Source organism: Croceitalea dokdonensis DOKDO 023 (assembly GCF_001306415.1).
Lineage (GTDB): Bacteria > Bacteroidota > Bacteroidia > Flavobacteriales > Flavobacteriaceae > Croceitalea > Croceitalea dokdonensis.
Map to the genome: position 1 here is coordinate 251,041 of NZ_LDJX01000002.1, position 17,122 is coordinate 268,162.

Below are 17,122 nucleotides of genomic sequence, written 5' to 3' on the forward strand. Positions count from 1 at the left end.
TCGTAATCCTTGATTACTTTAAAACTAATCGTATTCTATTCTACTACTTAAGTTTCTTCTTTCTTTGACTTCGCTCCAACGACCTAAATCGTTGCGCTCCGTCCCAATATGTCAATGAACGTTAAAGCCCTCCTGCCCTCTGGGCATCTCCCCAAAGGAGAGAAGGTATCCCTTCGACCCTCCCCCTTTGGGGGAGCCGGAGGGGGCTCTTGTGGAGAATATCGGAGTCGAACCGATGACCTCCTGCGTGCAAGGCAGGCGCTCTAGCCAGCTGAGCTAATCCCCCAGTTAGTTGATCGTTGTCTGTCGTACGTTGACAGCTCCACCATCAACCATCAACCAAGAACCAACAACTAGTTTGTCCCAACTTCCAGAATTTCCTTCAATATTCCAATCAATGAACGTCGTAGTCCCGGGCAGACCCCCTTCGGCTACCCCCAGGACAGGCTTCCCGCCATGCCTTTCGACCTGTAGTCCCGGGCAGACTCCCTTCGGCTACGATCAGGACAGGCTTCTCGCCATGCCTTTCGACCTGTAGTCTCAGGCAGACTCCCTTCGGCTACGCTCAGGACAGGCTTCTCGCCATGCCTTTCGACCTGTAGTCTCAGGCAGACTCGAACTGCCGACCTCTACATTATCAGTGTAGCGCTCTAACCAGCTGAGCTATGAGACTGTAAATCCCAATCAACCTCCCGTGCACAGCGCCCAGCTGGCTGGGCCCTGCCTGCCGGTAGGCAGGTATGAGACTGTCTTGGCCTGTTTACAACAGTACAATATCTTTAACAACATATCGATAGACAACATAAAAGAGCTCGAACCACCTTTCCCCCAAAGAACAGGGCCAATCTGGCACATCGTCTCTAGAAAGGAGGTGTTCCAGCCGCACCTTCCGGTACGGCTACCTTGTTACGACTTAGCCCTAGTTACCGATTTTGCCCTAGGCCGCTCCTCTCGGTGACGGACTTCAGGCACCCCCAGCTTCCATGGCTTGACGGGCGGTGTGTACAAGGCCCGGGAACGTATTCACCGGATCATGGCTGATATCCGATTACTAGCGATTCCAGCTTCACGGGGTCGAGTTGCAGACCCCGATCCGAACTGTGACCGGTTTTATAGATCCGCGCCCACTTGCGTGGTGGCTTCCCTCTGTACCGGCCATTGTAGCACGTGTGTGGCCCAGGACGTAAGGGCCGTGATGATTTGACGTCATCCCCACCTTCCTCACGGTTTGCACCGGCAGTCCCGTTAGAGTCCCCATCTTTACATGCTGGCAACTAACGGTAGGGGTTGCGCTCGTTATAGGACTTAACCTGACACCTCACGGCACGAGCTGACGACAACCATGCAGCACCTTGTAAGTGGTCCGAAGAAAGGGACATCTCTGCCCCATGCAACTTACATTTAAGCCCTGGTAAGGTTCCTCGCGTATCATCGAATTAAACCACATGCTCCACCGCTTGTGCGGGCCCCCGTCAATTCCTTTGAGTTTCATTCTTGCGAACGTACTCCCCAGGTGGGATACTTATCACTTTCGCTTGGCCGCCGAGACCGAGGTCCCGACAGCTAGTATCCATCGTTTACGGCGTGGACTACCGGGGTATCTAATCCCGTTCGCTCCCCACGCTTTCGTCCATCAGCGTCAGTATATAGTTAGTCACCTGCCTTCGCGATCGGTGTTCTATGTGATATCTATGCATTTCACCGCTACACCACATGTTCCGGCAACTCCACTATAACTCAAGACGTACAGTATCAAAGGCAATTTTATGGTTGAGCCACAAACTTTCACCCCTGACTTATACGCCCGCCTACGGACCCTTTAAACCCAATGATTCCGGATAACGCTCGGACCCTCCGTATTACCGCGGCTGCTGGCACGGAGTTAGCCGGTCCTTATTCTTACGGTACCGTCAAACACCTACACGTAGGTGCGTTTCTTCCCGTATAAAAGCAGTTTACAACCCATAGGGCCGTCATCCTGCACGCGGCATGGCTGGATCAGAGTTGCCTCCATTGTCCAATATTCCTCACTGCTGCCTCCCGTAGGAGTCTGGTCCGTGTCTCAGTACCAGTGTGGGGGATCCCCCTCTCAGGGCCCCTAACCATCGCTGCCTTGGTGGGCCGTTACCCCACCAACTAACTAATGGTACGCATGGCCATCTTTGTCCGATGAATCTTTAAATACAAAATCATGCGATCCCGTATTACCATAGGGCATTAATCCAAATTTCTCTGGGCTATTCCCATGACAAAGGTAGGTTCCATACGCGTTCCGCACCCGTGCGCCGGTCGCCGGCAAGTAGCAAGCTACTCCCGATGCCCCTCGACTTGCATGTGTTAGGCCTGCCGCTAGCGTTCATCCTGAGCCAGGATCAAACTCTTCATTGTTGATCTTTAAATATCTCGCGATACCACGACCAACCCTTTTAAAGCCCCTTGACGTCAAAATGGTTCTTTTCTCTCTTTTACGCTGTCTATTACAATATGTATATGAACTTCTTTATTCTTCCCGGACTGACCCAAAATCCCTACGATTCCCCGTCCGTCCATCGCCATGCTCATCTGCAAAGCGGGTGCAAATATAGATACTCTTTTTTAATTCCTGCAAACAATAACCAATCTTTTTTGCAATGTTTTTTTCTTATCAAAAAAGACCCTTGATAATCAGCAACTAACAATAAATATCACTTTGGATTTTTAGGAAAAAAAGTTCCAGACCAGTCCGAATCTAATCACAAAATCCCGATAAGGATAGTTTGGTGCTGCATAGAAATTGTAGTTATTTGTCCAGATAGTATTCAAATGTTCTGCTTTTAAATAAATTCTGGTCTGCCGTACCTTGGCATTCACAAACACATCTAGCATGGGAAAAGCCCCTTGCTCTTCTAGATTCTGCACAAAAAACTCTCCCAATAGCGGGTGGTAACCGTCCATATTGTACGCCGTAAAATATTTTAAGGTAACGCCTGTCTGCAGGTACATGGCCTTTTTAAAGACATCGCTAGAAAAATATAAGGTGTTTCTGCTCACCAAATCTGGCAGATTCATTACCCTGTTGTCTTGTCCAACATTTTGGTACATTATTGTATTGTTCAATGCCCATTTTCTGTATCGGAATTCCTTGTTGTAGGTTAGCTTTAGATAGGTTATAGTGTTAGTTTCCTGAAATGGCCTTACCACTGTATTAATGATACCGGTTAAAAAATCTGATTCTCCCCTTAAATTTTCATCTATTCCAAAATACGTATAGTTATCTACCGCAGTATACTTTACCTTAAAGTCGCCAAAGGGTTTGGATTCAAAACCTGCGGATAGGGTCTGTACCTGTTGTTTTTCAAATACCGCATCATTTTGCCAATTAAAATTACGGTAATCACTTTGGTACAATAGAAAATTAAAATTGGGCGCCCGCGATGATCCGTGAATGGCAGCCCAAACCGTATGCTTCTTATTTAAACGATAGTTTACCTTGGCGTCAAACAGCGTACCTGTTAAATCACCGGAAAGATTGTACCGAAAACCTCCATCAACATCAAGTTTACCAATACTGTTCTTGTAATCGCCCCCAACGGCAATTTCATTCCCCTCCAGTTCATTGGTGATGGTTTGATCATCGTTTATTAAGATTCGATTAAAAAAATACTGATAGTTATAGGTATTGATACTTGCTTTTATTTCCCCCAAGGCCGTATTGGAAAACTGTGCCGATACTTGATTGAACAGTGTTTTCAATGTAGCCTTGTCATTTATGGGCGAGTCAAACGTATCCCCAAAAGAACCGTTTTGTGCTTCTTGAGTAAATTGATAAAATTTGGATTCGTACTCAAATTGATGCCCTAGCGTTAATGCTGTCTTTCGTTGTTTAATAGAATCGTTTTGGACTTTTAGCAAATCAAAGCTGTGATTTAAAAAATATCTTTTGGAAAGCACCTGGTTTCTCGCGTTCCTGTACGCTACATCCAGCCTTGAACGATCAAAGAAATTATCGTCTCCAGACTCAAACTGCACTACCCTTTCCGACAATCCCCCATTTTCCTGCCCAAAAAAATCTTGGGAGGCATAATGGCCCTGTACTACATAACGTTCATTCTTTGTCCTGTAATTGAAGGTTGTCCTAAATATTCCCGATTCCACTTGGTCAAAAGGCAACTTTCCCAAAGACCTAAACCCCCTGTACGCGATGGAGTAGTTAAATCTTGGTGTTGTATTAAAGGTAAGTAACGCATCCAGCATCCTACCTTGCTCCAATGTTGTCTTAAAGAACAGCTCCGTCATGGGCGTTGGCACCTTGTAATATTTAATATCGTTGGAAGTTAAATATCCAAAATGTCTTGCCCTTGCCCCTAATTGCGGATACATAGTGCCATTTTCCAAATTACGTCCGAGGGAATTGTACGGCCGTCCCACATTGGAAAACGGCATCAACTCAAAATCATCCTTGCGAAGAAAATTATACTTATACTCCTTTTCTATCGTCAAAGTAGTATCTACAAACGTAGCGTCCAAGTCATGGCCAAAAACCACATAATCCCCTATGCTAATGTCGTCTTTTGCTTGCCTTTCCTTTCTTTTGGCCAATTTGTCCTGCCGGGGAACCCTAAGGGTCGTATCTTTTTGGCCAAACCCTGGATTCCTTTTTTTGTCTTGTGGTTCCTTTTCCTGGGCTACCGTCAATAATGGAAGCAACAGAAAAATAATAACGAGCCCTCCTTTCATCAAATGCTTTTATCACCCCAAAGGTATTTAATTTAATTTTTGAGCTGCCTTTAATTTGTGTTAACCCTTTTCACGGCAGTTCATCAAATAATTGCATTGCCGTGAATTCTTCTTTACAAAAAAAGAGTATCTTACGAGCAGATTAATTTGCTATGAAAAATTACTACTTTATTCTATTGTGGCTATGCGCCGCAGTGGCATCGGCACAGTATATTGAGAGTGCTCCATGGATGCAAAACCTTGAAAAATCCAAAACAGTTTCAAAATCAAGGAATCCAGAAAACAAAAAACAATACAGTATTTACGAGATTACGGCCGCTTTTAACCGCTACTGGGAAACCAAGGATAAAAACAAAAAGGGTAGTGGTTTTAAACCTTACATGCGTTGGGAAAATTACTGGAAACACATGGTAGATGCCAATGGCTATCTACCCAGCAGCAAGCAATTATATGAGAGCTGGAAAAGAAAGCGGTTTAACAACTCCGTCCCAAACCCTACAAGCGCCTGGACGCCCGTGGGTCCTGTGAGACCAGGAATACAAGCTAGCGGCCTGCCAGGTACAGGAAGGATGAATGCCATGGCCGTAGACCCTAATAATCCTAATATCTGGTACGCAGGGGCACCTTCTGGTGGTATTTGGAAATCTACCGATGCAGGGCAAAATTGGACTACCCTTTTTGATGACTTTTTGCAAATTGGGGTGTCTGCAATCGCCATAGACGCCAATGACAGCAATACCATTTATATTGCCACAGGGGATGACGATGCGGCAGACTCCTACAGTATAGGCGTGTTTAAATCCACAGATGGAGGAAGCTCTTGGCAAGAAACAGGATTGGGCATAAGTTCTGACCCTAATTGGACGGACAACCGATTAATGAGCGAAATAGCCATAGACCCTACGAACTCCAACATCATATGGGTAGCCACAAGTTTTGGATTATTTAAATCCTTGGATGCAGGAGCTACCTGGGACAGGAAAAGGGCTGGTAACATTACGGACTTTAGGCTAAAACCTGGGGATCCCAATACGGTTTATGCCATTACAAACTCGCAATACTTTAAGAGCACCGATGGCGACACCTTTACCCAAATTACGGATATACTACCCACATCCTCCGGTAGAAGGGTCATAGACGTTTCCCCGGCCAATCCTGAAGTGGTTTACATCCTTACCGCCAAAACACAGGCGGAAGATTATGAATACCAAGGGCTGTACAAATCCACGGATAGCGGCGAGACTTTTATAGAGAGCCCCAATACCACCAATATCATGGAATCTAACCAAGCCTGGTTTGATCTGGCCATTGCCGTATCCCCCACGGACGCTGATGAAGTCTACATGGGATGCCTTAACATTTGGAAAAGTTTTAACGGCGGGGATTCATTTCAGAAGGTAAATGAATGGTTCGTAAATAGTGCTGCCTACACCCATGCGGACATCCATACCTTGAAGTTTTTTAACAATGTGCTTTTTGCAGCTACCGATGGTGGCCTTTATACCTCTGATAATGGGGGGGCTTCCTTTACGGATAGGACGGAAAACATGGCGGTCACCCAGTTTTATCGTGTGGCGGTGGCCAAAAACAACAAGGAGCGTATTGTTGGTGGCACGCAGGACAATTCAGGTTTTGTAGGTACGGGAGATACTTGGAACGTGTATACTGGTGGGGATGGTATGGATTACGAGGTTGACCCCAACAACCAAGACATCCTTTACGGTTTCTCACAATTTGGGAGCCCGCTTTGGATAAGCACAAATGCTGGGCAAAGTGTTGGAACGGTTGGTTCTCCTTCCGAAGGAAATTGGATTACCCCATTGGCGGTAGGAATAGATGGCAGTGTTTACGCAGGATATGATTCTGCGGTGTACAAATTGGTGGGCAATGCCTGGGAAAGGTGGTCCAACGATTTTGGTTCCGGAAACATTGATGATATTGAAACCCACCCCACAGACCCGAACATTATTTATGCCGCCGAAGGAGATTTTTTGTTTCGGAGCAATGATGGCGGCTTAACTTTCTCCGCATTCAATAGATTTGATTCCATTATCTCAGATATAGCCATCAATCAGAACGATGGTTCTTTTATCTATGTGACCACCTCTAGTCGCGTTGGCATTAGGCAGTCTGCCCAAACACCTATAAGAGGGGTTTACCGTGTAGCGGTAAATGCTAATGGCGATCCTGGTCCTGAGGAAAATATCACCTTAAATTTGGATACGGATCAAGGTTTTTTTGCCATTGCAAGCCAAGGTAGACATACGGACAATCCTATCTATGTTGGCACTAACTTGGGCGTCTACAGATTGGATGACACCCTTACCGAGTGGGAGGAATACTTCACGGACCTACCCAGCACCACCGTTAGTGATCTAGAAATTAATGAGGAAGAGGAAACTATTACCGCTTCCACCTACGGAAGGGGTATTTGGCAGTCCCCGATTCCCGTGCAAACACCTGATGATGATATTAGGCTGGTACAAGTAAGTCCAGAGAGTGCCCAAGTACTTTGTGGGGAAATAATTCCGACCGCGGTAATAGAGAACAAAGGATTAAACCCTATAACGGAAGCTACTTTCACGGTTACATTGAACGGGGCAATCAACAATACCTTTACTTGGACGGGAACCTTAAATCCAAATGAGACAACTAACATAACACTTCCTGCTTTAAGCGAAGTTCCGTTAGGCAGCAATGAACTTTCCATTGAAGCCGTGGTGAACGGGGATGCTTTTGCCGATAATAATACCTTAAACGTGGATTTCATCAACAACCGTTTTGGAACGGGAAACCAGTTGTTTAACATGGAAACCGATGAAACCACCCTTACCAACTTTGCACCAACGGGAACAAGTGCATGGGAACTGGGTACTCCTACAGGTACTTTATTAAACACACTATCCTCCGGGCAGCAGGCATATGCCACCAATTTATCTGGAAACCACCCCGATGGAAATATCAGTTTTTTAGTAAGCGGATGTTATGAATTGTCTTCCATTGTGGCTCCCGTACTCCAATTTGATATGGCTTTTGATCTGGAACAAGATTATGATATCGTGTATGTAGAATACTCTACGGATGATGCGCTTACCTGGAACTTATTGGGAACCCAAAACAGTCTTCCCTTGTGGTACAATAGCGATAGGACAAACGAATCTAGTGGTGGTGTTGATTGCCAAAACTGTCCGGGAGGTCAGTGGACTGGAACCAATGCAACCTTAACTACCTACAGCTATGATTTTGTCCAAAACGCAGCCAATGGTGAAACGGACCTTACCAATGAGGACAATATCCTTTTTAGAATCGTGTTCCAATCAGACCCTAGTGTTAACCAAGAAGGGGTAGTTATTGACGATTTCATGGTTGCCGGAGTACAGGATGATGATGATGATGACAATGACGGTGTCTTGGACGTGGATGACAATTGCCCTTTGTTGGCAAACGCCAACCAGCTTGATACGGATGGTGATGGCATTGGTAATGTTTGCGATGCTGACGATGATAATGACGGTATTATGGATGTGGACGACAATTGTCCCTTAATTGCCAATCCAAACCAGGAAGACGCAGATGGTGATGGTATTGGAGATGACTGTGATGATGATTCGGATAATGATGGGGTTCCCAACAACGTGGATACTTGTCCAGACACCCCGGCTAACTCCACGGTAGACGCTACTGGGTGTCCTGTATTTACCTTGCCCAACAACAATTTTGCCATCCAGACTATCGGTGAATCCTGTATAGCATCTGACAATGGCAGTATCGCAGTTGCCGCTACCCAAGCTTTGGACTACACCGCTACATTAAGTCAGAGTGGCGTTGCGCTAGCATCGGAAACCTTTACGGATGCCATTACTTTGGGAAATCTATCCGCGGGTAATTATACGCTCTGCATCACCGTAGCAGGCCAGGCGGATTTTGAGCAGTGTTTTGAATTAAGTATTACGCAACCCGAACCTTTGAGCGTATCCTCCCAAATAAACAGTCTGGACAATCAGATTACATTAAACCTACGGGGAGCTAAAAGCTATATTATTGAATTTAATGATAGAACCTTTGTTACACAAGAAGAGCAAATAGTTCTTGATCTAGATGCAGTTAAGAATACACTAAGGGTTAAAACAGAATTAGACTGCCAAGGGGTATTTGAGGAGACCATTATTTTATCTGACGATTTAATTGTGTACCCCAATCCCGTCACCACGGGCTATGTAGATATTATTTTGGCCAACAGCCCTACGGAAGAAGTAACCATTTCCTTGTTTGCCCTTAATGGCAGCCTTATTATGCAGAAAGCTGTTTTTACCGAAAAACGTGAAATTAGATTGAGCATGGACAGTTTGGAGGATGGTGTATATCTACTTAACCTCAAAAGCAATGAATACCTGTACAACTATAAAATTTTAAAACGATGAAAATCAACACCCACAAATACGTTTTAGCCCTAATGGGCTTATTGATGATAGTTGCCTGCAGTAGCAGTGGTGGTGGGGACGATACACCGCCGACAACCGGCGGAGAGGACGATACTCCTATGATTCCCGCGCCTACGGCTGCCACCTTGGTTTTTCCTGAGGACGAAACAGAATGCAACACCGGAGTTGTAGACCCTAACAACACGGCTCTTAGTACGGTGACTTTTCAATGGAATGCAGGACAGAACACGGATAACTATGAGGTATCCATTACCAACCTAAATACCTTAAACGTAATCAGGGTATTGTCCAATACACCGCAGGCAGATATCAAGATTGACCGTGGAACCCCCTTTTCTTGGTTTGTCACCTCGCGGGCTACGGGCACTACGGAAACCGCAGTTAGCCAAACATTTAGATTTTATAATGAAGGTGCCGGCATTGAAAACTACGCTCCCTTTCCAGCATTGGCCATTGCCCCAGCCAGGGGAGCCAATTTGCCCACAAGCACCACCGTAGACCTTTCCTGGTCTGGAAGTGATATTGATGACGACATTACCTCATACGAAGTGTTTTTTGGTACAGATGCCGCAAATCTGGCCTCAGAAGGACCAGTGAACACCACCACACTGGAAAATGTTGCGACCACTGCAAACACCAGATATTTCTGGAGAGTCACTACGATAGATGCACAAGGAAACCAATCCCAATCGGAACTGTTTGACTTTTTTGTGAATTAGAACCTTTTAATTGCTAAAATTAAGATAGGTTTAATAGTTCTTAAACTATAAATAGACGACAGATTTTTTATCTTGGGGGCTAAAATAAATGTCTATGATTGCTAAACATATTTTTCTTGGAACCGCTGCATTTTTTGGATTCGTTTTTACCTACGGACAAGTAGGCACCAATGTTACCAGCGCAAGTGCCAATACCTTTAACTTACCGACTGCTTTTTTACAAAATACGGCACTCAAAAAGAATGGAAACCTACCAAATGATTTGGTAGGGTCCCCTTATTTAAATGAGAATTTTCTAAACGCAACGATAATTGCCAATGACACCTCTTCCTATCCCGCAAGGCTTAGGTATAATGCCTATGCGGACGAGATTGAAATGAAAAAGGATGGTGAAATTACAGCATTGTTCAAAAGACCTTACCTTGAAGCCCAAATAATAGGTGACCGCTATCGTATTATTGAATTTGAAAGAAACAATAAAACGGTAAGTGGATATGCTATCTCATTGAATGAATCTGATGGCATGCAACTCTACAAAAGGGTGTCTAAAATATTTGTGCCTGGAAAGGAAGCTGTCTCTAGCTACAAACAATCCACTCCACCAACATTTAATGACGACGTAAGTTATTATCTAACTTCGCCAGAGATTAAGGTCGCAAAGGAAATAAAACTTAAGAAAAAGGATTTACTGGAACATCTTGGAAATGAAGAAAAACTCAAAGAATTCTTAAAACAATCCAGCAATAAATTAAAGTCGGAAAAGGAGGCGATTGAGCTCATTGAATACGCGAATACGTTGAATAACCCCAATACTCCCTGACTACAATTTTTTTCCGCGAAAAACCGCAACCTTATTACAATGTTGCGGTTTTTTTAATGTTACAACATTAAGTGCAATGCGTAAACACAACATACTTTAAATTATATTACTTCCAATACAGCTTATTGGCTTTATAGCTCCTCTTTTCATTTCCATAAGTGTAACTTAGGAGCATCATATTCTAAGGTAGCAGGTAAAAGCCTAAATGATTAATGCATGAAGCTTGCACCCGCATTAGGGAGTACATGAGCGCTTAAACGATATCCTTATTCATTGGATACATCTTTTTAAATCCACCTGTACCCGACCATTTTTTTTACCAAACACTTTACCTCGATTGGTGGAATTCCCGTTTTACCTCCGATTTTAATCTTAAAAAAGTTTCCAGCCAAAAACGCGCAGACTTTACAAAGTTAGCTTTTGCCATACCTTGAGCTATAGTGAAGTCTAGCACCATTAGACCAACTGAGCGCATAATCCTGATATGCGGAAAGATAAATGTACCTACCTCCAAAAAGGCGAATCTAAAATCGAATTCTTAGTTTAAAAATCCGACTTAGGGCCCATTTTTGTTCTTCAAAATCACTCCCATGACATTGGTTGTTTCCACCCATCAAACTACACAACAGATTATACTTAAATATCCCATGATTCTTTAAACCGCGGATAATCACAATTCAAATCTCAAATTACAAGCATACAGACTTGCTAAGGCTACATTCCCACAAGGAGAAACAAATAACATTATCATTTCAAAAAAAACCTCCATTTACCTTAAATATTTACCGATCTGCATTAAACCAAGTAAACAATACGTCATTAACTTTGGTAACTATCTACCCCGGACTATCTAGGTCAGCGCAAGACATTTTAATTGTGTTTACTGTCAACTTAATTAGTAATATGGAGGGCAACAAACAAAAAGCCTGACGATTGAAAATCGTCAGGCTTTGTATAAAACTCTAAGCTAATAGCGGCTTGAAAGTACTGTTTAAATCTTAGTCAACCTAAAAGACACTTCATAGCTTACGCCTTGGCACTGGGCCCTTACGTCATCTACGAAATTGATGATAAACTCTGAATCGTCTGTTTCATCATATGTAGATACCACTGTAGCGGAGGGACCAACAGCGTTACCACCACCGCATCCTACACCGATACTTTCCACAGGAACAACTACAACTTCCCCGCAGATTAAACTAAAACTAAAGGTAAAAGGATCAAAAGTACCTAACCCTGGATAAGGAACTACGGAAAAACTTCTATCTGCCACTGTTGCACCTTGGCTTACACTTACCACACCATTCGCTAAGGTTTCAGAGTCAAAAATACCTGTCGCCAACATCTCTAATTGATAATCTCCAGTAAAGGTAGCCCCATTTTGAAATGGACAAAATCTAAAGAAATTAACTTGATGGGTCAACTGCCCTTCCAAAATATCGGCACCTTGGATGTCATCTATATTTACTACTAAAGACGTTACCCCAGTTTCTGGGATAGCGTCAAAATTAGCGTCTACACGGATTTCCGCCTCGTACTCCCCAGCAGGAATTACCAATGACGCTGGGTCAATGGTATATTCAGCTGGTGCAGCAGTTGTCAACTCTTGATTCACACTTATGGATACTGCCCGGTCTGTGTTAGAGACCGTGGTTACACCCACTCTAATGATTGCTGTATCACCGGTGTCTGGAACAGGTAATGTCTGCTCTGCACCATTGGTGACCGCTCCAAGGGTCTGGCCATTATCAACATCAAAAATAACCACTTCTTCGTCACCGCAAGAACCCAAAACGAGTGCAAAAGCGGTCAGTGTTGCTAAAACATATTTTTTCATTGTTCTCATTTTAGTATCCAGGATTTTGCTGAATGTTATTGTTCGCATTTAATTCCACTAGAGGGATCGGCATGGTAAACCTAAAATCATCTACAGGTAAATTGCAGGCACCATTCACGGCGCAATCCAAAGGATCTCTATCTATAGCACGGTTACCTCGCGCGCCAATTCTTTTTAAATCCTTCCAACGATGCCCTTCAAAAGCCAACTCTAACCTGCGCTCGTCTAAGATGGCACCAAAAGCCTCCGCCTCGTTAGCAAAAGTAGGTAAGGCAGTATCTGCACCAAATCTAGCATCTCTTAACTGTTTAAGAAGTGCGGCCGTTGAATTTGAGGCACCATTAAAGTTTCCAGCATCTGCATAAGCCTCTGCTCTAATCAATAACATCTCGGACGCTATAAAGACTTTTAAATCATTTAATAACGGCTTTTCATTTCCAAAATATTTGCCTATAACCAAGATATCTTCATTACGGAAATCTGCAGCGCTCTGGTAATCAGGACTAATGATGGAGGTATTATTGATATTGACATCAAACCGTATATCTGCTGGGTCTATTTGGTTGAATAACGACCTGCCCATTTCAAAATAAGGAGAACCATCTATGGTTCCGTCCACAAAAGCAAAATTGGCACCAGCCCAACCACCGGCAGTCCCGCTACCTGTGCTACCTTGACCGTCATAATCGTCATTAATGGTTCGCTCTAACTTAAAAATAATTTCCGTATTAATGGCATCCAAGAACATCGCTTCATATTCCGCCCTATTGGCCAATGGATATTTATCGATAAGCTCTTGGGAAAAAGTAGCTGCCTGTCCATAGTTACCACGATAAGCAGCAATTCTCGCCCTTAGTGCGGTCACAAAATCCTGGCTCACAAATGTAGCACTGCTTTCTACCGTCAATAAATTCGCTGCCTGGTTTAAATCAGACTCGATGAGCGCATAAAACTCCGCGTTTGTTGCCCTTGGCAGCTGTTGATCTACCGTGGGAACAAAATCCAATAAAATGGCCGCTAGAGCACTGTCATCTGCGTAGTCCGGGGAAAAATAGGACAATAACTGAAAGTGGGCAAAAGCACGTAGGGCATATGCCTCTCCCAATGCATTGTTGTAGGCAGCTTGTTCATCTGCCTCAGGTGTGATCTGCACCGCTGCTTCAATTAGCCTATTTGCCGCATTTAGGGCATCATACTGGTTGATCCAAAGGGCAGTTGGTGCATTGCTCCCTGCATTCAGGATAAATCCATACTCTCCATTGCCCAAACCTTGTCCACCATTATCAAATCCTATGGAAATTTCATCAGTAAATACTGCATTGAACTGGATTTCTTGGGTGACATCAAACTCATTGTATACCCCAAGGATACCTTGCTCCAAATCGGCTGCCGACTGGAATGCTTCCTCAGCCCCTAAACGTCCGGGCTGTTGAATATCTATTGCATCATTACATGACCATATCAAAATTACGGCCAGTAGTAACATAACATTGTTTAAACTTTTCATTATAGCTCTTATTTTTTATTAAAATCCTAATTCAAAACCAATAGAAAATGTCCTTGGGGTAGGATATAAACGCGATTGGGTCACATTGGTTGCGTTTAAGGTCTCTACATCAAATCCCCTCCATTTGGTGAACGTTAGCAGGTTTTCACCATTGGCAAAAATACTTACCTTGCTAAAACCGGTACCTTCTAAGGCCTTTGCCGGAAAGCTGTACCCAATGGTAGCAAAGCGCAGCCTCATGAAATCCGCATCCCTTAAATAGCGATCAGAAGACCCGCCTAACGCCCTATTAGTGGCATTTAAAGCAGGGATGTCCGTGACCCTATTATCTGGAGTCCAGGCCCTCAACAAGTCGCGCGTGGTTCTAAACTGCCCCACGTTATCCGGGCTCTGGAAACCACTTAAATCAAAATCATAACGATCTACCCCAAAAGCATAGTTCATCTGTACGGTAGTAAACCAACCTTTGTAATCCGCTTGTAGCGAAAAACTTCCATTCCAATCTGGAGCTCGGTTACTGTTTAAGAACACCCTGTCATTATCCACGTCTGGGTTTTCCGTAACGTTACCGTCTGCGGTAAGGAACAAAAGGTTTCCGTTTGCTGGGTTTACCCCCGCATATCTATAGGTATAATACTCATCCAATCTACCCCCTTCTCGCAAAGCTGTTAGACCTCCGTCAATTACGGTACCATCTTCTGTGGGTAGGTCAATGATTTCCTGCTCATTAAAGTTACCAACGGCACTCAATGTTAAATTAAAATCCTGTCCCCTAAACACATCATAGTTTAAGGTAAAATCTACCCCCCTGTTCTCTAGTTCACCTGAGTTGGTATTTAATTCCGTAACCGCGTTTATGGCAGAAATAGGCGACTCTAAGTATAAGTCAGTTGTTGTTCTAATATAACCTTCCAACGTACCACGAACACGACTATTGAACATCTCAAAGTCAAAACCAAGGTTTGCTGTAGTTATGGTTTCCCACTGTAATGTACTGTTACCAATTTGGCTTAAGAATAGGGCATTGGCAGCTCCATATCCCGTCCCCGTTGCGAATAAATCACGGGTTCTATCTGGTGCATCAAAATAAATGCCTGGCGTACCTGTATTAGCTATGTTTTGGTTACCTGTTGTACCATACGAAGCTCTTAACTTTAAAATATTGAAGATAGAACCGTCCATGAAACTTTCATTGTGAATGTTCCAACGCCCGGCTAAAGACCAGAAAGTACCCCAACGATTACTGCCAGAGAATCGGTAAGAGGCATCCCTACGTAGCGTAGCGGCAAAACCGTACTTGGTATCGTAATCATAATCCAATGATCCAAAGTAGGAGAACAAACCAGAATCTAAAATATTGGCGTTAACGGAGTCCACATAAAAATCATTGTCTGGGTTATCCCCAATAAATGCGGAACCATCACCTGGAGCAAATGTTTTTGGATCTAAACCTTCTTGTGTATATCCAAACTCTTGAAAATGTGCCTTAAAATATTCTGTGTAGACACCAATATCCAAGGAGTGCTTTCCAAATACCTTGGCCCAGTTGAGCGAAGTTACCTGGTTGTAAGAAAACTGTCTGGTAGATTGTTGAAACTGGGTTCCAGATGGATCTTTTCCTTGCGCAAAAAGAAGAGCGTTGAAGGATTCCGGACCTTCTGCAGTGGTCCTTATCTCATCCCTGAATTCTGAACTTAACACCACGTTTGCCGTTAAAGAAGGTGTAATTTTATAAGAAGCATTTAAACTTCCCAATAACTGCACTTCATCTTCTTGCCTTGTAAAGGTGCGCAACCTATCTAACAAGAACAAAGGCGTATTGGCAAAAGACAGCGGTGAAAGCAGGTCTGCCCCATTGGTATAATCGTCTGCCGTGATATAAGGCACCGATTGATAGGCCCCTAAAATATAGTTTCTATTGATACCAGAACCACCAACATTGTTAGGCTCGTTAGACTCCGAGTAGTTGATACCCAAACTCAACCCATAATTAAACTTGTCATTACTAGACTTACCGTTGATATTACTTCTAATATTAAATCGCTTTAAGTCGGAGTCGGACAAAATACCTTCTTGTTCAAAATAGCCCAAAGAAGTAAATTGGTTGATATTTTCAGCACCACTACTCATGTTTAAAGTATGATTCTGCGTTACACCCGTGTCAAAAAAGAAGTTTGACCAATCAAAGGTAGGTGCCGCTGCAATTTCAGCTTCGGATAAGATAGACCCCCTGCCACGACCAAGCTGTCTTTCGAGCTGTAATTGCTCTTGGGAATCCATTAAGTCATATTTGTTATCCTGTAAAGTGGAAAAAGAGGTAATGCCCGTATAATTAATTTGCAGGCCTTGATTATACCCCCCCTGTCTTGTTTTAATAATGATGACCCCGTTGGCACCACGGTTACCATAGATAGCCGTTGCACCAGCATCCCTTAACACAGAGAAAGAGTCAATGTCATTAGGATTTAAGCTCCTAAAAGCGTTCGCATCTACAGGAATACCGTCTATAATATAAAGCGGCTCATTGTTACCCGTAATAGAACCTTGACCCCTTAACACTACATTAGGTGCTGCGCCCGGTTGCCCGGTTGCGGCAGTAATGTTAAGACCGGCTACCTGGCCGGAGAGCGTCTGCACCAAGTTAGCGTTTGGCCTGTTCTCAATTGTTGCAGAGGTAATGGTTTGTGAGGAAATACTTGAAGTCTCTTTGGTCGCCGTACGATACCCTTGCACTACCACCTCTTCCAAGGCCTCGGCATCCTCTTCCATCCGAACGTCAATATTTGACGAACTGCCCACAAGCCTCGTTACGGTTTTTTGACCTAAATAACTAAAGCGAAGGTTTTGTCCTGGGCTTGCATTAATACTGTAATTCCCATCAAAATCCGTTTGTGTACCTGTTTGTGTGCCCACGATAATCACAGACACACCCGGCAAAGGCATCCCACTTTGATCGGTAACATTACCTGAAATTGTTCTCTCTTGTGCAAAAGAAAACGACATGCAAAGCACCAACAAAGGGGCTAACATGTAAGCTAGTTTAGATTTCATTTAGTGTGATTTTTGAATTAGTCAACGCCA

Annotated in this window: 7 protein-coding genes, 2 tRNA genes and 1 rRNA gene; 3 read left to right on the forward strand and 7 right to left on the reverse strand. The window is 43.8% G+C overall.

Going from position 1 to position 17,122, the window contains the following annotated elements; genetic code table 11:
- Positions 1–212 precede the first annotated feature (212 nt).
- The 4 genes from I595_RS04650 to I595_RS04665 form a co-directional block, all read right to left on the reverse strand.
- A tRNA-Ala gene (locus I595_RS04650) sits at positions 213–286 on the reverse strand.
- A 313-nt stretch (positions 287–599) separates the two neighbouring features.
- Positions 600–673: transfer RNA gene (locus I595_RS04655), tRNA-Ile, on the reverse strand.
- A gap of 191 nt (positions 674–864) precedes the next feature.
- Positions 865–2,388 (reverse strand): 16S ribosomal RNA (locus tag I595_RS04660).
- A gap of 309 nt (positions 2,389–2,697) precedes the next feature.
- Complete coding sequence (locus tag I595_RS04665) at positions 2,698–4,716, reverse strand: putative porin (protein ID WP_054558233.1); 2,019 nt, start codon at positions 4,714–4,716, stop codon at positions 2,698–2,700.
- A 152-nt stretch (positions 4,717–4,868) separates the two neighbouring features.
- Between I595_RS04665 and I595_RS17790 the strand changes: the two genes are divergently transcribed.
- The 3 genes from I595_RS17790 (at position 4,869) to I595_RS04680 (ending at position 10,697) form a co-directional block, all read left to right on the forward strand.
- Positions 4,869–9,137 (forward strand): thrombospondin type 3 repeat-containing protein, encoded by a 4,269-nt coding sequence (locus I595_RS17790; protein ID WP_054558234.1) that lies wholly within the window; start codon positions 4,869–4,871, stop codon positions 9,135–9,137.
- A complete protein-coding gene (locus I595_RS04675) occupies positions 9,134–9,877 on the forward strand; it encodes a hypothetical protein (protein WP_083467495.1) in 744 nt (247 codons plus the stop codon). The genes I595_RS17790 and I595_RS04675 overlap by 4 nt, the downstream gene beginning before the upstream one ends.
- A gap of 94 nt (positions 9,878–9,971) precedes the next feature.
- Positions 9,972–10,697 carry a hypothetical protein gene (locus I595_RS04680; protein WP_054558235.1) on the forward strand — a complete coding sequence of 242 codons (726 nt, stop codon included), beginning with the start codon at positions 9,972–9,974 and terminating at the stop codon, positions 10,695–10,697.
- A 991-nt stretch (positions 10,698–11,688) separates the two neighbouring features.
- Here I595_RS04680 and I595_RS04690 read toward each other — a convergent pair.
- Genes I595_RS04690 through I595_RS04700 form a run of 3 tightly spaced genes read right to left on the reverse strand, consistent with a single transcriptional unit; the run spans position 11,689 to position 17,092 of the window.
- Complete coding sequence (locus I595_RS04690) at positions 11,689–12,534, reverse strand: hypothetical protein (protein ID WP_157449648.1); 846 nt, start codon at positions 12,532–12,534, stop codon at positions 11,689–11,691.
- Between the two features lie 10 nt (positions 12,535–12,544).
- Positions 12,545–14,041 carry a RagB/SusD family nutrient uptake outer membrane protein gene (locus I595_RS04695; protein WP_054558238.1) on the reverse strand — a complete coding sequence of 499 codons (1,497 nt, stop codon included), beginning with the start codon at positions 14,039–14,041 and terminating at the stop codon, positions 12,545–12,547.
- Positions 14,042–14,059: 18 nt separating this feature from the next.
- A complete protein-coding gene (locus tag I595_RS04700; protein WP_054558239.1) occupies positions 14,060–17,092 on the reverse strand; it encodes a SusC/RagA family TonB-linked outer membrane protein in 3,033 nt (1,010 codons plus the stop codon).
- Between the last annotated feature and the right edge of the window lie 30 nt (positions 17,093–17,122).